Source organism: Thermus antranikianii DSM 12462, assembly GCF_000423905.1.
GTDB lineage: Bacteria > Deinococcota > Deinococci > Deinococcales > Thermaceae > Thermus > Thermus antranikianii.
The window spans coordinates 25,268-47,024 of the sequence record NZ_AUIW01000006.1 but is presented as its reverse complement, the minus strand read 5'-3'; the positions used below and the strand labels follow the sequence as shown (position 1 = coordinate 47,024).

19 protein-coding genes are annotated in these 21,757 nt (G+C 65.6%); 15 read left to right on the top strand and 4 right to left on the bottom strand.

Annotation, left to right across the window (positions count from 1 at the left end; translation table 11 throughout):
* The first annotated feature begins 8 nt into the window (after positions 1 to 8).
* The 6 genes from G584_RS0106710 to G584_RS0106685 all read left to right on the top strand — a co-directional run bounded on the left by G584_RS0106710 (position 9) and on the right by G584_RS0106685 (position 7,294).
* Positions 9 to 695 carry a metallophosphoesterase gene (locus tag G584_RS0106710; RefSeq protein ID WP_028493936.1) on the top strand — a complete coding sequence of 229 codons (687 nt, stop codon included), beginning with the start codon at positions 9 to 11 and terminating at the stop codon, positions 693 to 695.
* Between the two features lie 4 nt (positions 696 to 699).
* The gene (locus tag G584_RS0106705; protein ID WP_028493935.1) at positions 700 to 978 is read left to right on the top strand and encodes an Lrp/AsnC family transcriptional regulator; all 279 of its coding nucleotides are present in this window, start codon (positions 700 to 702) and stop codon (positions 976 to 978) included.
* Between the two features lie 12 nt (positions 979 to 990).
* Positions 991 to 1,542, top strand: coding sequence for a CPBP family intramembrane glutamic endopeptidase (locus G584_RS0106700; protein WP_028493934.1), 552 nt, complete (start codon positions 991 to 993; stop codon positions 1,540 to 1,542).
* A gap of 122 nt (positions 1,543 to 1,664) precedes the next feature.
* Complete coding sequence (locus G584_RS0106695; protein ID WP_028493933.1) at positions 1,665 to 4,865, top strand: serine/threonine protein kinase; 3,201 nt, start codon at positions 1,665 to 1,667, stop codon at positions 4,863 to 4,865.
* A complete protein-coding gene (locus G584_RS0106690) occupies positions 4,862 to 5,905 on the top strand; it encodes a DUF444 family protein (protein WP_028493932.1) in 1,044 nt (347 codons plus the stop codon). Before G584_RS0106695 ends, G584_RS0106690 begins: the two co-directional genes overlap by 4 nt.
* A 3-nt stretch (positions 5,906 to 5,908) precedes the next feature.
* Complete coding sequence (locus tag G584_RS0106685; protein WP_028493931.1) at positions 5,909 to 7,294, top strand: SpoVR family protein; 1,386 nt, start codon at positions 5,909 to 5,911, stop codon at positions 7,292 to 7,294.
* Here the strand turns inward: G584_RS0106685 and G584_RS0106680 are convergent.
* From G584_RS0106680 to pdo, 3 genes are read right to left on the bottom strand one after another with little or no spacing between them, the layout of a single operon-like run.
* Positions 7,291 to 8,082 carry a TlpA disulfide reductase family protein gene (locus G584_RS0106680; RefSeq protein ID WP_028493930.1) on the bottom strand — a complete coding sequence of 264 codons (792 nt, stop codon included), beginning with the start codon at positions 8,080 to 8,082 and terminating at the stop codon, positions 7,291 to 7,293. The genes G584_RS0106685 and G584_RS0106680 overlap by 4 nt on opposite strands.
* On the bottom strand, positions 8,082 to 8,456 hold the full coding sequence (locus G584_RS0106675) for a rhodanese-like domain-containing protein (protein ID WP_028493929.1): 375 nt from the start codon (positions 8,454 to 8,456) through the stop codon (positions 8,082 to 8,084). Before G584_RS0106675 ends, G584_RS0106680 begins: the two co-directional genes overlap by 1 nt.
* A gap of 1 nt (position 8,457) precedes the next feature.
* Positions 8,458 to 9,147 carry a protein disulfide oxidoreductase gene (pdo, locus tag G584_RS0106670; protein WP_028493928.1) on the bottom strand — a complete coding sequence of 230 codons (690 nt, stop codon included), beginning with the start codon at positions 9,145 to 9,147 and terminating at the stop codon, positions 8,458 to 8,460.
* A 164-nt stretch (positions 9,148 to 9,311) separates the two neighbouring features.
* Here pdo and G584_RS0106665 point away from each other — a divergent pair, with 164 nt between their 5' ends.
* From G584_RS0106665 to G584_RS0106650, 4 genes are read left to right on the top strand one after another with little or no spacing between them, the layout of a single operon-like run.
* Positions 9,312 to 10,748: an MBL fold metallo-hydrolase gene (locus tag G584_RS0106665; protein WP_028493927.1), complete on the top strand. Its 1,437-nt coding sequence runs from the start codon at positions 9,312 to 9,314 to the stop codon at positions 10,746 to 10,748.
* A 60-nt stretch (positions 10,749 to 10,808) separates the two neighbouring features.
* Positions 10,809 to 11,468 (top strand): rhodanese-like domain-containing protein, encoded by a 660-nt coding sequence (locus tag G584_RS0106660; protein ID WP_028493926.1) that lies wholly within the window; start codon positions 10,809 to 10,811, stop codon positions 11,466 to 11,468.
* Positions 11,465 to 12,226, top strand: a complete 762-nt coding sequence (locus G584_RS0106655; RefSeq protein WP_028493925.1) for a sulfite exporter TauE/SafE family protein — start codon at positions 11,465 to 11,467, stop codon at positions 12,224 to 12,226. The genes G584_RS0106660 and G584_RS0106655 overlap by 4 nt, the downstream gene beginning before the upstream one ends.
* 9 nt (positions 12,227 to 12,235) lie before the next feature.
* Complete coding sequence (locus tag G584_RS0106650) at positions 12,236 to 13,084, top strand: carbon-nitrogen hydrolase family protein (RefSeq protein WP_028493924.1); 849 nt, start codon at positions 12,236 to 12,238, stop codon at positions 13,082 to 13,084.
* Here the strand turns inward: G584_RS0106650 and G584_RS0106645 are convergent.
* A complete protein-coding gene (locus G584_RS0106645; RefSeq protein WP_028493923.1) occupies positions 13,079 to 14,002 on the bottom strand; it encodes a peptidylprolyl isomerase in 924 nt (307 codons plus the stop codon). The two genes, G584_RS0106650 and G584_RS0106645, sit on opposite strands and share 6 nt — an antisense overlap.
* Before the next feature lie 13 nt (positions 14,003 to 14,015).
* On the opposite strand from G584_RS0106645, the gene hemE reads away from it, so the two are divergent.
* The 5 genes from hemE to G584_RS12360 are packed head-to-tail and all read left to right on the top strand — an operon-like array spanning position 14,016 to position 21,749.
* Complete coding sequence (gene hemE / locus G584_RS0106640) at positions 14,016 to 15,047, top strand: uroporphyrinogen decarboxylase (RefSeq protein ID WP_028493922.1); 1,032 nt, start codon at positions 14,016 to 14,018, stop codon at positions 15,045 to 15,047.
* A complete protein-coding gene (gene hemH, locus G584_RS0106635) occupies positions 15,044 to 15,997 on the top strand; it encodes a ferrochelatase (RefSeq protein WP_028493921.1) in 954 nt (317 codons plus the stop codon). Before hemE ends, hemH begins: the two co-directional genes overlap by 4 nt.
* Positions 15,985 to 17,340 carry a protoporphyrinogen oxidase gene (gene hemG / locus G584_RS0106630; RefSeq protein ID WP_028493920.1) on the top strand — a complete coding sequence of 452 codons (1,356 nt, stop codon included), beginning with the start codon at positions 15,985 to 15,987 and terminating at the stop codon, positions 17,338 to 17,340. Before hemH ends, hemG begins: the two co-directional genes overlap by 13 nt.
* A 35-nt stretch (positions 17,341 to 17,375) precedes the next feature.
* Complete coding sequence (locus tag G584_RS0106625; RefSeq protein ID WP_028493919.1) at positions 17,376 to 19,616, top strand: diguanylate cyclase; 2,241 nt, start codon at positions 17,376 to 17,378, stop codon at positions 19,614 to 19,616.
* A gap of 39 nt (positions 19,617 to 19,655) precedes the next feature.
* Positions 19,656 to 21,749 carry a bifunctional diguanylate cyclase/phosphodiesterase gene (locus G584_RS12360; RefSeq protein ID WP_245563346.1) on the top strand — a complete coding sequence of 698 codons (2,094 nt, stop codon included), beginning with the start codon at positions 19,656 to 19,658 and terminating at the stop codon, positions 21,747 to 21,749.
* The last annotated feature ends 8 nt before the right edge of the window (positions 21,750 to 21,757 follow it).

Below are 21,757 nucleotides of genomic sequence, written 5' to 3'. Positions count from 1 at the left end.
TAAAGCCCATGCGGGTCTTCGCCATCGCCGACCCCCACCTCTCCCGCCTGCACCCCAAACCCATGACCATCTTCGGCCCCAACTGGCAGGGCCATCCGGAGGCCTTCTTCCGAGGCTGGCGGGAGGTGGTGGCGGAGGGGGACCTGGTGATCGTCCCTGGGGACATCTCCTGGGCCATGCGCCTGGGGGAGGCCCTGCCGGACCTTCTGGACCTGGCCGCCTTGCCTGGCAAAAAAGTGCTCCTAAAGGGGAACCACGACTACTGGTGGCCCTCCATAAGCCGCCTGAGAGCTGTCTTACCCGAAGGCATGTACGCCCTGCAAAACGATGCCTTGGTTCTGGACGGGGTGGCGGTGGCGGGAACCCGGGGCTGGCAGTACCCGCCCGCCACCCCGGAGGACGAACGGATCTTCGCCCGGGAGGTGGAGCGGCTTAAGCTCTCCCTACAGGACCTGAAGCGCAAACCCCACCGCCACCTGGTGGTGGCCTTCCACTTCCCCCCCTTCGGCCCCAAGGGGGAGACCACCTCCCTTTTGGAGCTGGCCGCAGAGGCCAAGCCCCAGGCCATCGTCTACGGCCACCTGCACGGGGCGGACCCGGAAAAGCTTCCCCAGGAGTACCGGGGCATTCCCCTCCACCTGGTGGCCGCCGACGCTCTGGCCTTCCGGCCCAAGCTGATCCTGGAGGTAGGATAAAGGGGTGATCACCGCCTTCGTACTCATCCGTGCCCGCGGGGACCGGATCGCCACCCTGGGCGAGGCCATCGCCGAACTCCCCCAGGTGGCCGAGGTCTACTCGGTTACGGGCCCCTTTGACCTGGTAGCCCTTTTGCGCCTTAAGGACCTCGAGGAGCTGGACGACGCCGTCACCCAGGGGATCCTATCCCTGGAAGGGGTGGAGCGCACGGAAACCCTCCTGGCCTTCCGCGCTTACCCCAAGAGGCTCCTGGACCAGGGCTTCGCCCTGGGCGGGGAATAGAGCCTTAAGGCCTTGGTCCCTCCACCCCTCGGCTTCCTCCTGGTCCTCCAGGGAGGGCTACTCCTCCTTGGGGCTTCGGGTATGCTTCTCTTGGACCTTCCCTTCGGCCAGGCGGACCCCAAGGAGCTTTTCTATGCCCTGGGCCTCTTCCTGGCCTTGGCCGCTTTGGAGGAAGCCTTTAGACATCTTTTCCCCGCTTCCTTCCGGGAAGCGGAAAACCTCCACCGGGCTTTGGGAGAAGCCCTGCGCCGGGCCAGGGTAGGACCCGCCATCCTCCTCCTCCTCGCCCTCCTCTCGGGGGTGGCGGAGGAGGTCTTCTTCCGAGGCCTTTTGCAAAGCCTCCTCTTGGCCTGGCTTGGACCCCCTGGGCTCTTCCTCCAGGCCCTGGTCTTCGCCCTCCTTCACCCCGCCCCCAGGCGGGCCCTTGCCTACCCGGTTTACACCGGGCTTGCCGGGCTCCTTTTTGGGCTCACCTACCTTCTCACCGGAAGCCTTCTCCCCAGCATCCTGGCCCACTTCCTCCACAACGCCCGGGGGTTCTACGAGATCTCCACAAGAAGCTAGGAAAGCTTAGCGCAAAACCCCCTTCCCGGCTAGAACCAGGGCCACATTCTCCGCCCAGAACCTGCTACAATAAAGGCAAAGCTATCAAAACCCGTCCCTAGCCGGTATGAAGGAGGGCGTCCATGAACGAACTGGAGCGCATCCGTCGCCGTCAAGACCTCGAGGCCTACCGGGCCCTAAGCTGGGAAGGCTCCTTCGCCGACTATCTAAGCCTTCTCAAGAAGGACCCCAGGCCCTTGAGAACCAGCTTCCAGCGGGTCCACGACATGATCCTCTCCTACGGGGTGGAGGAGTACACCCTTTTTAAGGAGAAGCTCCTCCATTACCGCTTCTTCGATGACCCCTTTGAGGGGGGGAAGGACGCCATCTTCGGCCTGGACAAGCCCCTCATGCGCCTGGTGGCCACCTTAAAGGCCGCCGCCCACCGCCTGGGGCCCGAACGGCGGATCCTCCTCCTCCACGGTCCCGTGGGCTCGGCCAAGAGCACCATCGCCCGGCTTCTCAAGAAGGGCCTCGAGGCCTACAGCCGCACGGAGGAGGGGAAGCTCTTCACCTTCTACTGGAAGACCCCGGAAGGCCCCCTTCCCTGCCCCATGCACGAGGAGCCCCTCCTCCTCCTGCCCAAGGAGATCCGGAACGAGTTTTTGGAGGAGCTTCAGCATCTCCATCCCGAGTACCCCTACCCCCTCGAGCTGGAGGGGGATCTCTGCCCGGTGTGCCGCTTCCAGATGCGGGAGGCCTTGGCCCGCCACGGCGGGGATCTGGCCAAGGTGCTGGAGGAGGAGATCGTGGTGAAGCGCCTGGTCCTTTCGGAAAAGGACCGCATCGGCATCGGTACCTTCCAGCCCAAGGACGAGAAGAACCAGGATTCCACCGAGCTCACCGGGGACATCAACTACCGCAAGGTGGCCATCTACGGCTCCGACTCCGACCCCAGGGCCTTCAACTTCGACGGGGAACTCAACATCGCCAACCGGGGCCTGGTGGAGTTCATCGAGATCCTCAAGCTGGACGTGGCCTTCCTCTACGACCTCCTCACCGCCAGCCAGGAGCACAAGATCAAGTCCAAGAAGTTCGCCCAGACCGATATCGACGAGATCATCCTGGGGCATAGCGTCTCCGGAGACACGCCGATCCTGTACCGCTACCAGGGCATCCCCGGGTGGACAACACTTCAAGGTCTCTGGGAAAGGTTCGGCCGCGACCCCACGGGACTCGAAGTGCTCGCACACGACTTCTCGTCGGGTAAGACGCGCTGGACCCCAGTCCGGTCGATCTTCCGGCACCGGTTTACAGGCGAGATGCTCACCACCTCCCAGAAGTGGGGCGTAGTGGAAACGACTCCCAACCACTCCCTATACGACCGCGACGGGCGGACTTTCTACCCGGAGGAGCGGCGCGAGATCGCGGCGGTGCGCCGGATCGATGTGGATCTCGCCTTACAGGACGAAGAGGCACTTGTGGATGTCGTGGAAGGTGTTGACGGCTTCATCCGCGAAGACGTTCGTGCAGCGGTGGGAAGCGGGCCCCTGACGCGCCCCGCCCGTCCGGGGTGGGCAAGGCTCGCCCTCCCACGGCACGCAACAGAGATCCGAGCGGTTTACCACCCGGTTCGGGACGAGAGCGCCCTCAAGGACCTCCTCACCGTCCTCATCTGGTACGCCACCGAGGGCCACGTGAACGGCAAAAACGGCGGCATCGTGATTAGCCATGCGGACCGGAACGAGTTGGAACGGGTCCGTAGGGCTTACGCTCGCATCACAACCGCACACGGGTACATTGACGCCGGCGCCAAGACCGATTCGGCATGGCGACTCTACCTTGGTTCGCAGGCTATCGCCGTGCTTGCTCGCCACCACTGCGGGGAACACGCAGCCTCGAAGAGGCTCCCGGACTTCCTCTTTCGGTTGCCAAGGCCGCTTCTCGAACACGCCTTTGACGAACTGATGCGCACCGATGGCTCCCGTAAGCTCTCCGCAGAGCTCGACCGGACCGCATCGGCCGATTACCGTGCCCGCTTCTTTGAATTCAAGACGATCTCGCCGATGCTGGCTGCCCAGGTCGGCACCCTGGCGACGTTGCTCGGTTACGACTATAGCGTTTACCGACAGGAGCGGCCTGGTCGGCCCCCGGCCTACCGGATTCGGTTCGTTTCGGGGGATGGCAAGCGCGGGGGCCGCCACCGCCGCTTCCAAGCCCGAGTGCACTCCCGGAGGGCGTTTGCGGAGTGGGTCTACGACATCGAATGCGAGGGCCTCCATAACTTCGTCTGTGGCGTCGGAAACGTTGTTTGTCACAACACCAACGAGCCTGAGTACCGGAAGCTCCAGGCCAACGAGTACATGGAGGCCCTCCGGGACCGCACCATCAAGATCGACATTCCCTATATCCTTCGGGTTTCCGACGAGGTGAAAATCTACCAGCGGGACTTCAGCAAGGTCAGGGCCAAGCACATCGCCCCCCACACCCTGGAGATGGCCGCCACCTGGGCGGTCCTCACCCGGCTGGAGCCTCCCAAGCGGGCGGGGCTCACCCTCATGCAGAAGCTCAAGCTCTATGACGGCAAGCTCCTTCCTGGCTGGACGGAGGAGGCGGTACGGGAGCTCATGGCCGAGGCCAAGCGCGAGGGCCTCGAGGGCATCAGCCCCCGCTACATCCAGGACAAGATCTCCAACGTCCTGGTCACCTCGGAGGAACCCTGCATCAACCCCTTCATGGTGATGAACGAGCTGGAAGAGGGCCTCAAGCACCACTCCCTGATCTCCGACGAGAAGACCCGGGAACGCTATAGGGCCCTTCTGCAGGAGGTAAAGGCGGAGTATGCGGAAATCGTGAAGAACGAGGTGCAAAGGGCCATCGCCGCCGACGAGGAGGCCCTAAACCGCCTCTTCCACAACTACATCGACCACGTAAAGGCCTACGTCCTGGGGGAGAAGGTGAAAAACCCCTACACCGGTGCCCCCGAACCCCCCAACGAAAGACTCATGCGCTCCATAGAGGAACGCATAGAGATCCCCGAGTCCCGCAAGGACGACTTCCGTAGGGAGATCATGAACTATATCGGCGCCCTGGCCCTGGAGGGAAGGCAGTTCACCTACAAGGACAACGAAAGGCTTCGCCGGGCCCTGGAGCTCAAGCTCTTCGACGACCAGAAGGACACCATCCGCCTCTCCGCCCTGGTCTCGGGGGTGGTGGACCCGGAGACCCAGGCCAAGATCGACGTGGTCAAGGCCCGCCTTATCCGCGACTACGGCTACTGCGAGCACTGCGCCAGCGGGGTTTTGGAGTTCGCCGCCTCCATCTTCGCCCGGGGTGAGCGATGAGGCCCATTGAGCGCGATCTTCTGCGCTTTAAGGAGATCGTTCGCGGGGAGGTGAAGAAACGGGCCCGGGAGTTTTTAACCCGGGAGGAGCTTTTCGGCCAGGTGGAAGGCCGCCTGGTCTCCATACCCCTGCCCCAGCTGGAGCTTCCCAAGATCGTATACAAGGAGCCCCTGGGGGAAGACCTGGGCCTTGGGGGCCCGGGGACGGAAAGCCTGGGCCCTGCGGGCCATGTGCCCGTAGCCGAGCTGGAGCTGGAGGAGTTTCTGGACCTGGTGGGCGAGGCCCTAAAGCTTCCCCGGCTCAGGCCCAAGGGGGAAGGGGAGGTCACGGAGGAGGCCTCCCGCTACACCACCATCGCCCGCAAGGGACCGAGGGGCCTGCGCCACGTGCGCCGCACCCTTAAGGAAAGCCTTAAGCGGGCCCTCATCACCGGAGAGTACCGCCCGGAGGAGCCCCTTTTGGTCCCCGATCGGGAAGACCTCCGCTACAAGGCCCCGAGGAGCAAGCCCAGGCCCCACGCCCAGGCGGTGGTCCTCTTCGCCCTGGACGTTTCGGGGAGCATGCGGGAGGAGGAGCTTAGGCTGGTGAAGACCCTATCCTTCTGGATCACCCTCTGGATCAAGCGCCACTTCCCCCGCTTGGAAAGGCGCTACCTCCTGCACGACGCCGAGGCCTGGGAGGTAACGGAGGAGGAGTTCTTCCGGGCCCGGGAAGGCGGAGGTACCCGGCTTTCCAGCGCCCTCCTCCTGGCGGAGGAGATCCTGAAGCGTTACCCGGAGGCCTTTTACAACCGCTACCTCTACCACTTCTCCGACGGGGAGAACTGGCAGGGAGACACCCCCGTGGCCCTCGAGGCCCTAAGGCGCCTCCTCCCCACCCTGGCCCTCTACGGGTATGCCCAGGTGCAGGGACCCTACGGCCAGGGGCGGTTCCTGGAGGACCTGAAGGAAGCTTTGGGCCAGGAAGAGGGGCTAGCCGCCACCGAAGTGCGGGGCAAGGAGGACCTGCCCTTGGCCTTGAGGCGGCTTTTGGGAGGCTAAAGGATGCGCAAGGAGCTTCGCCGCTGGGCCGAGATCCTACGGGAAAGAGCCTTGGCGGAAGGGCTTTCCTTTCCCCCGGTGCTCTTTGAGGAGGTAGGTCCAGAGGAGATGGCCATGCTGGCCGCCTACGGGGGCTTTCCCCGACGCTACCCCCACTGGCGCTTCGGCAGCGAGTACCTGCGCTACCGGGAAACCTACCGCTACGGCCTCGGGCGCATCTACGAGCTGGTGGCCAACACCTACCCCGTGCACGCCTACCTCCTTAAGGGCAACACCCTTCTCGCCCAGAAGCTGGTCATGGCCCACGTCTACGCCCACGCCGACTTCTTTCACAACAACCTGGCCTTTAAACCCATCCCCAAGGACATGGAAGCGGAGATGGCCCATCATGCGGCCTTCGTGGAAAAGGCCATGGAGCGGCATGGGGCGAGAAGCGTGGAGGAGTTTTTGGACCTGGCCCTTTCCCTGGAAAACCTCATCGATCCCCACGCTCCCTACATCCAAAGGCGGGAAGGAGAGGACAGGGAGGAAGAAAGAGAAAGACCCCCTGACCGCCTCCAGGTGCGCCCCTACCTGGATCCCTACGTGAACCCTCCTCCAGCGCCTCCCAAGGAAGCCGAGGAGGGGGCAAGCCCCATCCCCCTCCCCCCCAGGCCCACCCGGGACATCCTGGGCTTTCTGGCCCGGCACGCCCCCTTGGCCCCTTGGCAGAAGGGCATCCTGGAGATCATCCGGGAGGAAAGCCTGTACTATGTCCCCCAGGCGGCCACCAAGATCCTCAACGAGGGCTGGGCCACCTACTGGCACACCCGCCTCCTCCTCCCCCTCCTCTCCCCGGAGGAAGCCCTGGAGTTCGCCGAGCTCCAGGCCGGGCTTCTCGCCCCACACGGCTTCAATCCCTACCGCCTGGGCTACCTGCTCCTAAAGGAGGTGGAGGAACGTTGGGACAAAGGGCGGTTCGGCCCCGAGTACGAGGCCCTGCCCCTAGGGGAGCGGCTCACCTACGAGAGGCCCACCGGCCTGGGGCTCAAGCAGCTTTTCCAGGTGCGCACCATCCACACGGACCTGAGCTTCCTGGATAGTTTCCTGACCCCCGAGTTCGCCCTCAGGCAGAGGCTCCTCAACCCTGAGGACCTTCCCCGCTTCGCTGAGGCCAAGAAGGCCCTCCTCTTCCGCCTCACCAACGGGGGCTACCCCATCGTGGAGCTGGTGGACGCCAACTACGGGAACCGGGGAGAGCTTCTTCTGGAACACGCCTACGAGGGCGTGGAGCTGGACCTGAAAAAGACCCAGGCGGTGCTGGAGAACCTCTACCGCCTGTGGGGCCGGCCGGTGCACCTGAAGACGGTGGTGGGGGAGAAGGAAACCCTGCTTTCCGCGGGAAGCTAACGCAAAACCCTCAGGTACCCAAGAAGAAGGGCCTCGGAAAGCTCCCCCAGGTGCCGGGCCACCAAGCGCCCCTCCCGGTCAAAGAAAAAGGTGGTGGGGAGGCCCTGGGTCTTCAGGACCTGGGAAAGCTGGGTCTCCGGATCCAGGAGAACCCACTCGGGAGCGAGCCTCTCTTCCTCCAGAAAGTTCCGCACCACCACCGGCCCCTCCCCTTGGCTGGCGAAGGCAAAGCGTACATCCGGGTTTTCCTGGCTCAGGCGCACCATCATGGGTAGTTCCCGCCTGCAAGGAGGACACCAGGTGGCCCAGAGGTTCAGGACCAAAGGCTTCCCCCGGAAGTCCTGCAGGTTCACCGGGGTGCCCCCCAGGGTGGTGAGGGTGAGGGAGGGCAGGCGCACCTCCTCCCCTCCCCGCCTCTGCACCAGGAAGACCCCAAAGACCAAGCCCGCCGCCAAAGCGGCGAACAGGGCATACCGCCAGAGGTTCTTGGGCAATGCCATCAGCGTGTACCCCCCCGCAGCCAGGATACCCCAAAGGGGGTCAAACCCCCCTTGCCACACGTAGAGGATGGAAAGGGGATCCCGGGCGTAAACGGATGCGTTTTCCAAAACGAAGCCGATTCGGGCCCCAAGAAACCCCGCAAGGATGGCGTTGTAGGTCCACGGGGCAAGCCTCCGGTCCACCCTTCGGGCCAGGACCTCAGCCACCGCCACCATGGCCAGAAGGGCCAGGAACACCTGGAACCTGGCCCAGGGAATGGCGAAGGGCCCTACCTGCACCGCATCCATCAGCGAACCAAGGGGAAGCCCTCTCTTTGGATGGCCAGGATCCCGCCCTCGAGGTTGTAGAGGTTGGTATACCCCTTCCGCTTCAGGTACTCCGCCGCCTGGCGGCTGCGGTTCCCGCTACGGCAATAGAGGTAGACCGGCTTGTCCTTAGGAAGGGTATCCGCCCACTGGGGAATGGCTTCCACCGGGAGGTTGATGGCCCCGGGGACGTGCCCCTCGGCAAACTCCTGGGGGGTACGCACGTCCACCACCACCGCTCCCTGATCCACCGCCTGGTAGAGCTCCTGGGGGCCGATGTTCTGGTAGCTTCCCCTGGGCCCGCAAGCCACCAGGGCCAGGAGGGCAAAAAGCCCAAGTAGCGCCCGCCGGGTCATGCTAGGCGCTCACCCCCACCGCCTTGCGGATGGCCTGGAGGAACTGGGAAAGGGGCTGGGCCCCGAGGATCCTCTCCTTGCCGTGGTTCACGATGGTGTCGGGCACCCCGTGGATGTGGTAGCGGCTGGAAAGCTCGGGGAACTCGTTGGCCTCGATCATCTCGCCCCACACCTTGGGGGAGGCGTAGGCCATGCGGTGGGCGGTGCGCACCGCCTGAGGGCAGTAGGGGCAGGTGGGGGTGACGAAGACCTGGAGCACCACTTCCTCGGGGAGGTTGTTAAGCTCCTGGACCACGTTCTCCGGCAGGCCGTGGCCGTCGCGGCCCAGCATCTCGATGTCCTCGAGGAGGCTCGCGAACTCGTACCCCGCCGGGATACCCCGGTAGCGCAGGTTGATGGCCTCGGAGCCCTTCTCCCGCAGGATCAGGGTGGGGGGATCCTCCACCCTGTACTCCTTAGCCTTCTCCCTGCCCTCGGGGGTGGCCAGGTCGTAAACCACCAGGTGAAGCCTATCCGAAAGGGCGGCCAGCTCCTCCAGAAGCTGCTTGGTTTCCTTGCAGTATAAGCAGGGTTCCTTACCCGGGACGATCAGGGTGGAGGTGTCGGTGAAAAGCACCAGCTCCACATCCCGCGTCAGGTTGGCAAGCCGCTCGCGCACGATCTCCTGCTCCTTAGGTCCCAGTAGCGCCATCGTCTCCTCCTGGATACCCCCGTAGGGGTACATCCTTTGTTGAATATAGCAGATGTTTCCCGTAAAGAATAGACCTCCGCGCACGCTGTCTCTATTGACACCATGTACCCCCATAGGGTATATTGGCGACATGGGGACAATAGTCCCACACCGGAGGTAAAGCCATGGTTTTCAGGCAGATTTACGAGGAAGGCTTGGCCCAGATGAGCTACCTCCTGGGGTGCGCCGCCACCGGGGAGGCCTTGGTGGTGGATCCCAAGCGGGACGTGGACACCTATCTGGAGCTGGCGGAAAGCCTGGGCCTGCGCATCACCGCCATCGCCGAAACCCATATCCACGCCGACTACCTCTCGGGAGCCCGGGAGCTGGCCAAGGCCACCGGGGCCACCCTCTACCTCTCGGACGAAGGGGACGAGAACTGGAAGTACAAAGGACTGGAGGGCTTCTCCCATGTCCTCCTCAGGGATGGGGATGAGTTCAGGGTGGGAAATATCCGGGTGAAGGCCGTGCACACCCCGGGCCATACCCCGGAGCACCTTTCCTTCTTGGTGGCGGATGGGGCGGTGACGGACGAACCCCTCCTCTTCCTCACGGGCGACTTCGTCTTCGTGGGGGACATCGGCCGGCCGGACCTTCTGGAGGAAGCCGCCGGCATCAAGGGCACCGCCCTGCCCGGGGCCCGGCGCATGTTCCGAAGCCTCAAGGAGAAGTTCCTCACCCTTCCCGACCACGTGCAGGTCTGGCCAGGCCACGGGGCAGGTTCCGCCTGCGGCAAGGCCCTGGGGGCCCTTCCCGCCACCACCGTGGGCTACGAGAAGCGGCACGCCTGGTGGGCGGAATACCTGGAGAGGAACGATGAGGAGGGCTTCGTAAAAGCGCTTCTCGCCGGTCAGCCGGAAGCCCCCACCTACTTCAAGGAGATGAAGCGGCTCAACCGGGACGGCATGCCCATCCTGGGAGGCATCCCCCACCCTGGCCGCCTCACCAAGGCCCAGTTTGACCGGTACCTACGGAAGGGGGCCATCCTGGTGGACACCCGGGACAAGTTCGCCTTCGCCGGGGGGCACATCCGGGGGGCCATCAATATCCCTGCCGGAAAGAACTTCTCCACCTGGGCAGGCTGGCTTCTTCCCTACGACCGGCCCCTGATCCTCCTGGCCCATCCCTCCGAGGTGGAAGCCCTGACCCGGGCCCTGATCCGTATTGGCCTGGATGAGGTGGTGGGGTATATCCCTGGCCTCCAGGGGTATGCGGATGGGGAGCTGGAAACCGTACCCCAGATTACGGCCCGAGAGGCCAAGGCCCTCTGGGAGCGGGGCGAGGCAGTGATCCTGGACGTGCGGGGCCGGGACGAGTACCTGGCCGGGCACATCCCCGGGGCCTTGAACATCCATGCCGGCCGCGTCCTCGCCCACCTGGACAAGCTCCCCAAGGACAAGCCCCTCATCGTGCACTGCGTGGGCGGGGACCGCTCCAGCACCGCCATCAGCGCCCTCTTGTCCCACGGCTTCAGGAACGCCCTGAACCTCACCGGGGGGATTAGGGCCTGGCAGGAAGCAGGCTTCCCGGTGGAAAAGGGCGAGGAGCTGGTAAGCGCCTGAGCGTAGCGCCGGGGAACTGGGGTTCTGCCCCAGTTCCCCAAACACCCCAAGGTGGTAAACATGTACGAAGCCGAGGTCAAGGACCTGAGCCCAGAGGAAGCCAAGAAGCTCCACGACCAGGGCGTGGCGTTCATCGATGTGCGGGAGGTGGAGGAGTACGCCCAGGCCCGGATTCCTGGGGCAGGCCTAGTGCCCCTCTCTGAGTTCATGGCCCGCTACGGGGAAATCCCCAAGGACCGGCCCGTGGTCCTCTACTGCCGCACGGGAAACCGCTCCTGGCAGGCGGCCGCCTGGCTCACCGCCCAGGGCTACGGGAACGTCTACAACCTCGAGGGGGGCATCGTCCACTGGTACAGGGCAGGGCTCCCCGTGGACACCAGCCCGGTGGAGGTGGGCTACACCGCCACCCCGTACCAGGAGGTGGGCCCCCACGAGGCGGAAAAGCTTTTGCAGGAAGCCTTGGTGGTGGACGTGCGGGAGCCCTGGGAGTACGCGGACGGGCACGTGCCCGGGGCGGTGAACATCCCCCTCTCCTCCCTGCCGCAAAGGCTTAAGGACCTGCCCAAGGACCGGCCCATCCTCCTGGTCTGCAACTCCGGCAACCGCTCGGGGGTGGCGGCGGACTTCCTGGTGGGCCAGGGCTTCCCCGGGGAACGGGTGTACAACCTCGAGGGGGGCACCTACGCCTGGATGGGCGCGAGCTTGCCGATCGAGCGATGAGCCTAGCCCTTCTTGGCGCTCTTCTCATCGGGCTTTCCCTGGGGCTACTGGGCTCAGGGGGGTCTATTCTCACCGTGCCCGTGCTGGTCTACCTCCTGGGGGAGCCCCCCAAGCAGGCCATCGCCGAAAGCCTTCTCATCGTGGGGGGGATCGCCCTTCTGGGAGCCCTGCCCTACGCTCTAAGGGGCCTGGTGGACTGGCGCAACGTGTTCTTCTTCGGCCTTCCGGGCATGGCGGGCACCTACCTGGGGGCCTGGCTTTCCCGCTTCGTTTCCGGGGAGGTGCAGCTTCTCACCTTCGCCCTGGTGATGCTTCTTGCCGCCTACCTCATGGCCCGGCCAAGCCCCCTAAGGGCCGAGGGGGAAGGAAGCCGCAAGCCCTGGAAGATCCTCCTGGAGGGGCTTTCGGTGGGAGCCCTCACCGGCTTCGTGGGGGTGGGCGGGGGCTTTCTCATCGTGCCCGCCCTGGTCCTTTTGGGAGGGCTTCCCATGCACCTGGCCATCGGAACCAGCCTCTTCATCATCGCCCTCAAGTCCTTCGCCGGCTTCTACAAGTACCTGCACCTTTTGCCCGAGCTGGGCCTGGCCGTCAACTACGGGGTGGCCCTCCTCTTCGTGGGAGTGGGAACCCTGGGAAGCTTCCTGGGCGGCCGGCTGGCGGTGCGGCTACCCCAGGGGGGCCTGAGGCGGGGGTTTGCCCTTTTCCTGGTGGCCATGGGGGCCTTCATCGTGGCCCAGAGCCTGGCCCAGGGGCATTAGACTGAAGGGGTGCGCTTCCGCACCCTCTTGGCCATCCAAGCGGAGGTCAAGCCGGACTTCTACCGCACGGAGGAGGCCTTCCGGGAGCGGGTCTTCTCCTTGCTGGAAAGCCTCGAGGGCACTTCCTCTCCCCGCCTGGTTGCCTTCCCGGAGCTCTTTGGGCTTCCCCTCCTCCTCCACCTGGAAGGGGATTTTCATCCCAGGGACCTCCTGAAAAACCCCCTTCTCCCCTGGAGGCGGGCCCGGCGGGCCTACGGGGTTTTCCGGGAGGTGATGGCGGAAGCCGCCCAAGCCTTCGGCACCTATCTTTTGGCGGGCACCCTGCTCTCCCCGCCCTACGAGGAGGAGCTGGCCCGGGGGCGGTTTGCCCGCACGCTCCTTTTCCAGAACCTCGCCCTTTTCTTCAACCCCGAAGGCCGCCTGTTGGCCCAGGTGCCCAAGATGGAACCCACGCCCCTTGAGCGCTGGCTCAGGCGGGGCACTTTCGGCCCCCACCTGGTGGAAACCCAGGCGGGCAGGGTGGGCATCCTCATCTGCCTGGACGGCTTTTTTGAGCGGTACCTGGCCCGGCTGGACGCCCTGGGGGCAGAGGTTCTCCTGCAACCCTCCGCCAACCCCGCCCCTTGGAACCGCCCCTGGCCCTGGGATGGATCCCGAAGGGAAGGAGAGGTCTGGAGGGCTTCCGCCCAGGAGAGGCTCGTGGGCCGGGAACACCTCCGGCTCCTCCTGAACCCCATGCTGAACGGCGAGATTCTGGGCCTCACCTTTGAGGGGCAAAGCGGCATCTACGCCCCCGGGGAGGCCCTGGCCTTGGCCCCTGCCCCAAGGGGGGATGCGGCCCTCCTCCTAACCCTATAGGCGCTCGGGGAAAAGGGTGATGGGATAGGGGCGGATCAGGAACCGGACCAGCCTTTCCCAGGCCTTGTCCTTCACCCCCTGGGCCAGCTCCTCCGCCACCTCCTCCAAGGGGTAGCGGCCCGGGGGTACCAGCCTTTCCAGGAGGATCACGTGGAAGCCAAACTCCGTCCCCACGGGAGGGGAAACCTCCCCGGGCTTCAGGGATAGCAGGGCCTTTTCAAAGGCGGGGATGTAGGTGCCTTCCGGCTCGCAGCCAAGATCCCCCCCGGCTTCCTTGGAGCCCGGGTCCTGGGAAACCTCCTTGGCCACCTGGGCGAAGGCCTCCCCCTTGGCCAGGCGGGCCAGGACCTTCTTGGCCGCCTCGAGGGTGGGCACCAGGATGTGCCGGGCGCAGTAGAGGGCGGGGTGGCGGTACTCCGGGGAAAGGAGCCAGAGGGCCTTCAGGGCCGCCGGGGAAACCTTAAGCTCCGTGCGGTAATGGGCTTCCAGGGCCTCGAGGGCCATGGCCTCGGCCAGGAGGGTGCGGTAGGTGGCCAGGTCGGGCACCCCTGCCCCCTCCAGGGCCTTCCGCAGGGCCTCCTCCTCGGGGAAGGCCTTCACGAGCTCCGCCACCCGGGCCTCCACGCTGTCGGGCATGGGCCAAAAACCCTGGCGCCTGGCCAGCAAGAGAAGCGCCCGCTCCTCCGCCAGGGCCTGCAGGTAAGGGGCCCGGTACTGGGCCAGGAGGGCGCGGGTTTCCTCCGTGTCGGGGAGGCCAAGCTGCCGGAGTGCGCTTTTGACGAAGAGGCCAAAGCGGAGCTCAAACTGGCTTTTGGTGATGTGTTCGGGCCCCACCTGGGCCACCACGGGGTCTTCCTGGGCCCGGGCAAAGGGGGCTAGGCCTAGGCTTAAGGTTAGGAGGAAAAAAAGGAAGCGCATGCCCCATGCTAGCATGGAGGGCGTGAACGACCTCATCCTCCAGGCGGCCCGGGGCAGGCCCACCTCGAGGCCCCCCGTCTGGTTCATGCGCCAGGCGGGGCGCTACCAGAAGGAGTACCAGGAGATCCGACAGCGCTACACCCTACCGGAGATCGTGCAGAACCCCGAGGTCTGCGCCGAGGTGACCCTTCTTCCGGTGAGGCAGCTTGGGGTGGATGCCGCCATCCTCTTTGCGGACATCACCACCCCCCTCTACGGGATGGGGGTGGAGCTGGACCTGGTGGAGGGCAAAGGCCCCGTCATCCACCGGCCCATCCGGGATCCCAAGGGGGTGGAGGCCCTAAGGCCCCTGGAGCCAGAAGAGGCCGTGCCCTTCGTGCTGGAAACCATCCGCCTCCTGAAAAGGGAGCTTAAGGTGCCCCTCATCGGCTTTGCCGGGGCTCCATTCACCCTGGCCAGCTACCTCATCGAGGGCGGGCCGAGCCGCCAGTTCAAGGAGGTCAAGGCCTTCATGTACCGGGAGGAAGCCCTCTGGCACCGGCTTCTCACCAAGCTTACCCAGGCCATGGCCCGCTACCTGAAGGCCCAGGTGGAGGCGGGGGCCGATCTCCTCCAGGTCTTCGACTCCTGGGTGGGGGCCCTATCCCCTGCGGACTACCGGCGGTACGTGAAGCCCCACATGGCCAGGCTCTTCCAGGAGCTAAGGCCCCTTGGGGTGCCCGTGATCCACTTCGGGGTGGGGACCATGGGCCTTCTTAAGGAGATGCAGGAGGCCGGGGGGGACGTGATCGGCCTGGACCACCACACCCCCCTTGCCTGGGCCCGGGAGGCACTGGGGCAAACCCCCATCCAGGGCAACCTGGACCCCGTGGTCCTCTTCGCCCCCAAGGAGGTGATCCGGCGGGAGGTGGAAAGGATCCTTGCGGAAAACGCTGGCCGGCCCGGGCACATCTTCAACCTGGGCCACGGGATCCTGCCCGGCACCCCGGTGGAGCACGTGCGCTATGTGGTAGAACTCCTCAAGGAAAAGGAGGAAGCAGCATGAACGTACTCCTCATGGCCTACGGCACCCCCTACACCCCGGAAGAGATCGAACCCTACTACACGGACATCCGCCGGGGAAGGCGTCCTTCCGAGGAGCTGGTGAGGGAGCTGGAAGAGCGCTACGCCGCCATTGGCAAAAGCCCCTTGAACGAGATCACCCTGGCCCAGGCCATCAGGCTCCAGGCGCTTTTGAACCTCGAGGCCCCCGCCTACCCCAAGCGCCTCCTGGGCCCCTTCGGCCCCCGCATCCCCCAGGGACCGGCCCGGGTCTACGTGGGCACCAAGCACTGGCACCCCTCCATCGGGGAGGCCGTCGCCGCCATGCACGAGGACGGGGTGAGGCGGGCGGTGGCCATCGTGGCCGCTCCCCATTACTCCCTAAGGAGCGTGGCGGAGTACCAGGAGAAGGTGGAAGCCGCCCTAAAGTCCCTCCCCGAGCCCATCGAGATGGTCTGGGTGGAAAGCTACGAAGCCCATCCCGGCCTGATCGCCGCCTACGCCAGGAGGCTTGAGGAGGCCATATGGCGGCTTAGGGAGCCGAGGAAGGCCGCCTACGTCTTCACCGCCCACTCCATCCCCCTCTCGGCGGTGGAGCGGGGCGATCCCTACCCCCGCCAGGTGGAGAGGACGGCGGAGCTCATCGCCAAGAGGCTTGCCCTGCCTCGCTTTAGCGTGGCCTACCAGTCCGCAGGGCGCACCCCCGAGCCCTGGCTTGGCCCCGACATCAACGAACACCTTAAGGCCCTAAGGGAGGAGGGCTTTGAGGAGGTGGTGGTCCAGGCGGTGGGCTTCCCCGCCGACCACCTGGAGGTCTACTACGACCTGGACCTCGAGGCCCAGGCCACCGCCCAGGAGGTGGGACTAAGGCTCATCCGGGCCCGGAGCCTCAACGCCGATCTGGACTACATCCAGGTGCTTAAGGAGCTGGTGGAGGCAGCGTGGCTCAGGTAGCCGTGGTGGGAGGAGGATGGGCGGGGCTTTCCGCCGCCTTGGCCCTGAAGGAGGCAGGGGTGGACTTCCTCCTCCTGGAGGCAAGCCCCCGCCTGGGGGGCAAGGTGCGCACCCACAAGGGGGAGGGCTTCCTGGTGGAAGGGGGCCCAGACGCCAGCGTGCGGTACAAGAAGGAGGTCCTGGAGTTAGGGGAGCGCTTCGGCCTCACGCCCATAGGGACCCTCCCCGCCAAACCCGCAGCGTGGATCCTGCGCAAGGGTAAGGCCCATCCCCTCCCCGAGGGGCTTTTGCAAATCGTGCCCGGGGACCTCAAGGGCCTTTACCGCACCTCCCTCCTCTCCCTTTCCGGGAAGCTCAGGGCCCTATACGACCTCTTCCTCCCCCGGGGGGCCAAGGAGGACGAAAGCCTTAAGGAGTTCGTGGAACGGAGGTTTGGCCCCGAGGTCTTCGCCGCCCTGGTGGCACCCCTGGCGGGAGGCATCTATGGAGGGGAGCCCGAGGAGCTTTCCATGCGAGCGGCCTTCCCCCAGCTTTTGGACCTGGAGCGGAAGCACCGAAGCCTCATCCTGGGGGCCATGCGGGCGAGAAGGGCTCGGGGAAGCCGGGAAGGGGGAAGCCTGTTCTTCTCCTTCCAGGAGGGGCTTTCCACCCTAACGCGGAAGCTTGCCGAGGAGGTGGCGGGGAAAACCCTCCTGGGCACACCCGTCCTGGCCCTCGAGCCCCTAGGGGGCCGGTACCGCCTCCACACCCCCAGGGGACCCCTGGAGGTGGAGGCAGTGGTCCTGGCCACCCCCGCCCCCGTGGCGGCCCACCTGCTAAGGCCCTTCCTCCCCGAGGCCACGGCCCTTCTCAAGGGGATTCCCCACACCCCGGCGGCCACGGTGAGCCTGGCCTTTAAAGAAGCGCTTCCCGTAGCGGGGCATGGCCTCCTCATCGCCAAGGGGGAGGGCTACAGGGCCAGGGGGTTTACCTGGACGCACCAGAAATGGCCCGGGAGGGCCCCGGAAGGGTTCAGCCTGGTGCGGGCCTACTTTTCCGGGGAGGTGGCTCGGCTTTCCGAGGCGGAGCTTGCCCGGGTGGCCCTGGAGGACCTCCGCCGTTTTCTGGGCCAGGAGGTGCGGGCGGAGCGCACCTGGGTCTTCCGCTTCCCCGAGGGCATGCCCGCCTACCGGGTGGGGCATCTGGAGCGCATGGAAAGGCTGGAAATGAGCCTTCTCAAGGCCCCGGGCCTTTTTTTGGCGGGGAACTACCTGGAGGGGGTGGGCCTCCCCGAGGTGGTGCGCTCTGGCCGTAAAGCGGCCCAAAGAGCCCTGGGCTACCTGGCCCTGGCCCCCACCCCCTAGGCAAACTCAGGGCTTCCTGCTTAGGATAGACAAATATGGCTCTGCCCTACCCCGCAATCGCCTTGGGCTCCATCTTCTTGGGACTCCTGGCGGGGATTTTGGGCTACACCGGTCCTTACATTTTGCCGTGGCTCATGATCTTCACCGCCTCCACCGCCAGCATGCACGGCTTGGGGTGGGGGCTCCTGGCCGCCGGGGTTTCCACGCTCCTTCTTTTCCTCTTCCCCGGGTTTGACCTCGTGGCCCTGGCCCTCCTCCTCCTCTCCGCCTGGCTGGCCCACGGCGTCGGCGAAAGCCTGCGAAAGGCTCACCGCCAGGCCAAGGCCCTGGCCAAGAACCAGCGGTTTCTGGCCGAGGCCCTCGAAGCCCTGCCCCAGGCGGAAAGCCGCCAAGCCCTTCTGGAAAGCCTTCCCAAGCGCCTGGCTGCTTTGGGAGCCGGGGGGCATGTGGGGGTTTGGATACCCACCAGCCTAGGCTTCCACCTCCTTGCCAGCGTTCCCCCCTTAGCCCTGGAAGAGGTACCGGCCACGGGAGTCCTGGGCCGCGCCCTACAGGAAGCCCGGCCCATCCACGTGCCCGACGTGCGAAAGGAACCCTCCTACATCCCTGCACCTGGCCTCCAAACCCTTGCTGAGCTAGCCTTGCCCCTTTGGGAGCGCGGTGAAGTGGTGGCCGTGCTCAATCTGGAACGGCCTCAACCCTTCGCCCCTGAGGAAGTGGAAGGGCTTAAGCGCTTCGCCCAGGCGGTAAGCCTCCAGCTGGACCGGCTCGCCGACCTGGAGGAACGAAGGCTAATAAGCGAGCTTTCCTTACGCTTGCAAAGCGCCACCACCCTGAAGGAAGCGGCGGAGAAAGCCCTGGCCCTACTCCTCGAGGCCCTGGACCTGGAAATCGGCGTCCTTTGGGAAGCCCGGGGAGCCCATATGGAGGCCCTGGCCCATCAGGGTGTGGACGACCCCGCCCTGCTCCAGGTGCTAAGAGAAGGCCTCCCCTATGGCCAGGGCCTGGCCTGGGAGGTCTACCATCGGGAAAGCCCCCTCTTCACCGCCCGCTATGCGGAGGAACCCCAGGCCATACCCCCGCTTAAGGCCCTGGACTGGCGCACCCTGGCTGCCTTGCCCATCCCCTCCTCCAAGGCCCCACGGAGCCGGAGGGTGCTGGTTTTGGGAAAGAAGGAGGAGCGACTTTGGCGCAAGGCGGAGGTGGAGCTCCTCCTCCTGGCCTGCCGCACCCTGGGCCTGGGGATGGAACGGCTTACGGAGAAGGACCGGCACGAAAGCGTAAACCGGCTTTTCCTGGAGCTTTTGGAGAAACCTCCCGAAGAACTCTACGGACGCATCCTGGAAGAAGCCGTCCGCCAGGTGCCGGGTTCGGAAGCGGGAAGCCTTCTGGTGTGGGAGGAAGGAGCCTACCATTACAAGGCAGCCTTGGGCTATGACCTCGAGGGGTTGCAAACCGTCACTTTCAGCCAGGAGGACCAGCTTCTCTGGTACGGCCTGGGAGCGGAACGGGCCTGCCAGGGGGAGCCCCGCATCATGAGCTTGGAAGAGCGGCCCATCGCCGAGATCAGCCACCAGACCGCCCCGCCCGAGATCATCGACGCCGCGGGCAAAGCGCCGGAGATCAAGGCCAACCTCTGCCTCCCCATCCCCTACAAAGGGGAGGTGCTGGCCTATCTCAACCTGGACAACCTACATGACCCTCGGGCTTTTGGTGAGGATTCCCTGGAGGCCGCCCGCTTCTTCGCCGCCCCCCTGGCCAGCCTGCTCCACGAAAGCCGTAGCCGGAAGCTCCTGGAGGAATCCGCCCTGACCGATTACCTCACCGGCCTCGGGAACCGCCGGGCCTTTGACCGCTTTTTGGAAGAGGAGCTCAAGCGGGCCGAGCGCTACGGCTATCCCCTTTCCTTGATGATCCTAGACCTCAAGGGCTTCAAAGCGGTGAACGACCGGCTCGGGCACGCCGTGGGGGATTTGGCCCTCATGAAGGTGGCCGAGACCCTGGAACGGGAAAGGCGCAACGGCGACCGCCTCTTCCGCTGGGGTGGGGACGAGTTCGCCGCCATCTTCCCCCACACCTCCAAGAAGGGAGCGGTAGCGGTTGCCCTCCGCTACGCCAAGGCCATCCAGGACCTTTGCTTTAACGGCCTCTGCTTAGGGGTGAACATCGGGGTGGCCAGCTACCCGGAGGACGGCAGCACCCCGGACGAGCTCCTCTCCGCCGCCGATACCCGCATGTACGAGGCCAAGGCCCGGGGCCAGGTCATGGTGGCTTGAACCCCCACCAAGAAGCTGTATACTGGACCAGGCCTAGCCATGGACAAAAGCTGGGGCCTAGGTCCATCCCAAGCCCTTCTTCCCCTGCTGCGCCAGGGGGTTAAGGGGCTTCCCCAGGCCCTGGAGCAGGTGGGGCGGGCCCTTAGGGCCCACCGGGCCTACCTCTTCCGCCTCGAGGAGCGCCAGGGCATCTGGTACGCCAGCCAGCTTTCGGAGTGGGCGGGGTCCGATGCCACCCCTCAGATCCAGAACCCTGAGCTGCAAAACCTCCCCATGCGGGAAAAAGGCTACGGGCGCTGGCTGGACCGCTTCCTGGAGGACCGGGCGGTGGCGGGGCCCGTGGCCTCCTTCCCCGAGGAGGAGCGGCCCCTCCTCGAGGCCCAGGAGATCCAAAGCCTCCTGGTGGTGCCCATATGGGTAGAGGGAAAGCTTTGGGGATTCCTGGGGGTGGACGACTGCCAGAGGATAAGGGAGTTCGCCCCGGAAGAGGAGGCCTTCCTGCGCCTGGTGGCCGAGGCCCTGGCCCGGGCCCTGGAGCTTTGGGAAAGGGCCCGTGGCCTCGAGCGCCTTTTGGAAGCTTCCCCCCTGTACCTGGCCCGCCTGGATCGGGAAGGACGCCTTCTCTACGCCAACGCCACCTTCAAGCAGGCCTTCCCGGAAGGAATATTCCTACCCGTGGCCAAGGCCCTCGGGGCTCCAAACCACCTCCACACCTTGAGGACCCATGAAGGGCGGGTGGTGGAGTGGAGCCTTCTGGCGCTACCGGGCCCCGGGCAGGAGGTCCTGGAGGTGCTGGCCCTGGGCGTGGACCTCACGGCCAAGGAGGAGGCGGAAGCCCGGGAAGCCCGTTGGAACCTCTTCCGCAAAAACCTCCTCCGGGTCTACGAAACCCTGATGGCCGAGGGGCTTTCCGAGTCTATCTTTGGCTTGATCCTCGAGGCCGCCTTGGAAACAGTCCCCGCGGCCCAGGCAGGAAGCGTCACCGTCCTCCTGGAGGACGGCTGCTACCACTTCGTCGCCGCTCAAGGATACGACCTGGAGACCCTCCGCCAGGTGTGCCTGCGCCCCGACGAACCCCTCTCCCCTACCGGCCACAAGGGAGCCCAGGTCTTCACCTGGAAGGACTTGGAACGCTTTGACACCCACCTGGACGAAAGGAGGCGGAAGGTCATGGAGGAGGCCGGCCGGGTCCGGGAGATCAAGGCCATCCTCTCCGTCCCCGTGTACCTGGCAGGGGAGCGCAAGGCCTTTTTGTACCTGGACAACTTTGAGCGGGAGGATGCTTTCACCCCCCTGGACCTGGAGCTGGCCCAGGCCTTCGCCAGCCAGCTCGGCCTCCTCCTGAGAAGGCTGGAGCTGGAAGGCCAGATCCAGCACCTGGCCTACCACGATCCCTTAACGGGCCTGCCCAACCGCCTCTTCTTCCTGGAAAAGCTGGCCCAAGCCCTGAAGGAGGAGGGCCCGCATCTGGCGGTCATGTACCTGGACCTGGACGGGCTCAAGCTGGTGAACGACCTGGACGGGCACGCCGCCGGGGACGAGGTGATCCGGGTCATGGCCGCCCGCCTGCGGGCCGCCCTCCGACCCCGGGACCTGGTGGCCCGGCAAGGAGGGGACGAGTTCCTGGTCCTCCTCACGGGCCTTAAAACTTCTGCCGAGGCCGTGCGCATCGCCGAAAGGCTTCTGGAGGTAGCCCGCATCCCCATCGCCATGGGAGCACGGACCTACCACCTCTCCACCTCCCTGGGCATTGCCCTGGGGGAACCCGGCCTTTCCCCGGGGGAGCTGCTCAAGCGGGCGGACCTGGCCCTGTACCGGGCCAAGGGGGAGGGTAAGGACCGGCTCGCCTTCTTTGAACCCCAGTTGCAAGAAGCCCTCCGGCAGGAGATGAACCTCCTGGAGGCGCTAAGGCAGGACCTAGAGCGGGGAGAAGGCCTCTGGCTGGCCTACCAGCCCATCGTGGACCTGCGCACGGGGAAGCGGGTGGCCCTCGAGGCCCTCGTGCGCTGGCGCCTGGCCCCGCCTTCCGTGTTCATCCCCCTGGCGGAACGCCACCGCCTCATGCCCGAGCTGGGCGAGTGGGTCCTCCGCCAGGCCGCCAGGCTTGCCGGGAGCTGGACCGGCACGGCCTAAAGGTGCAT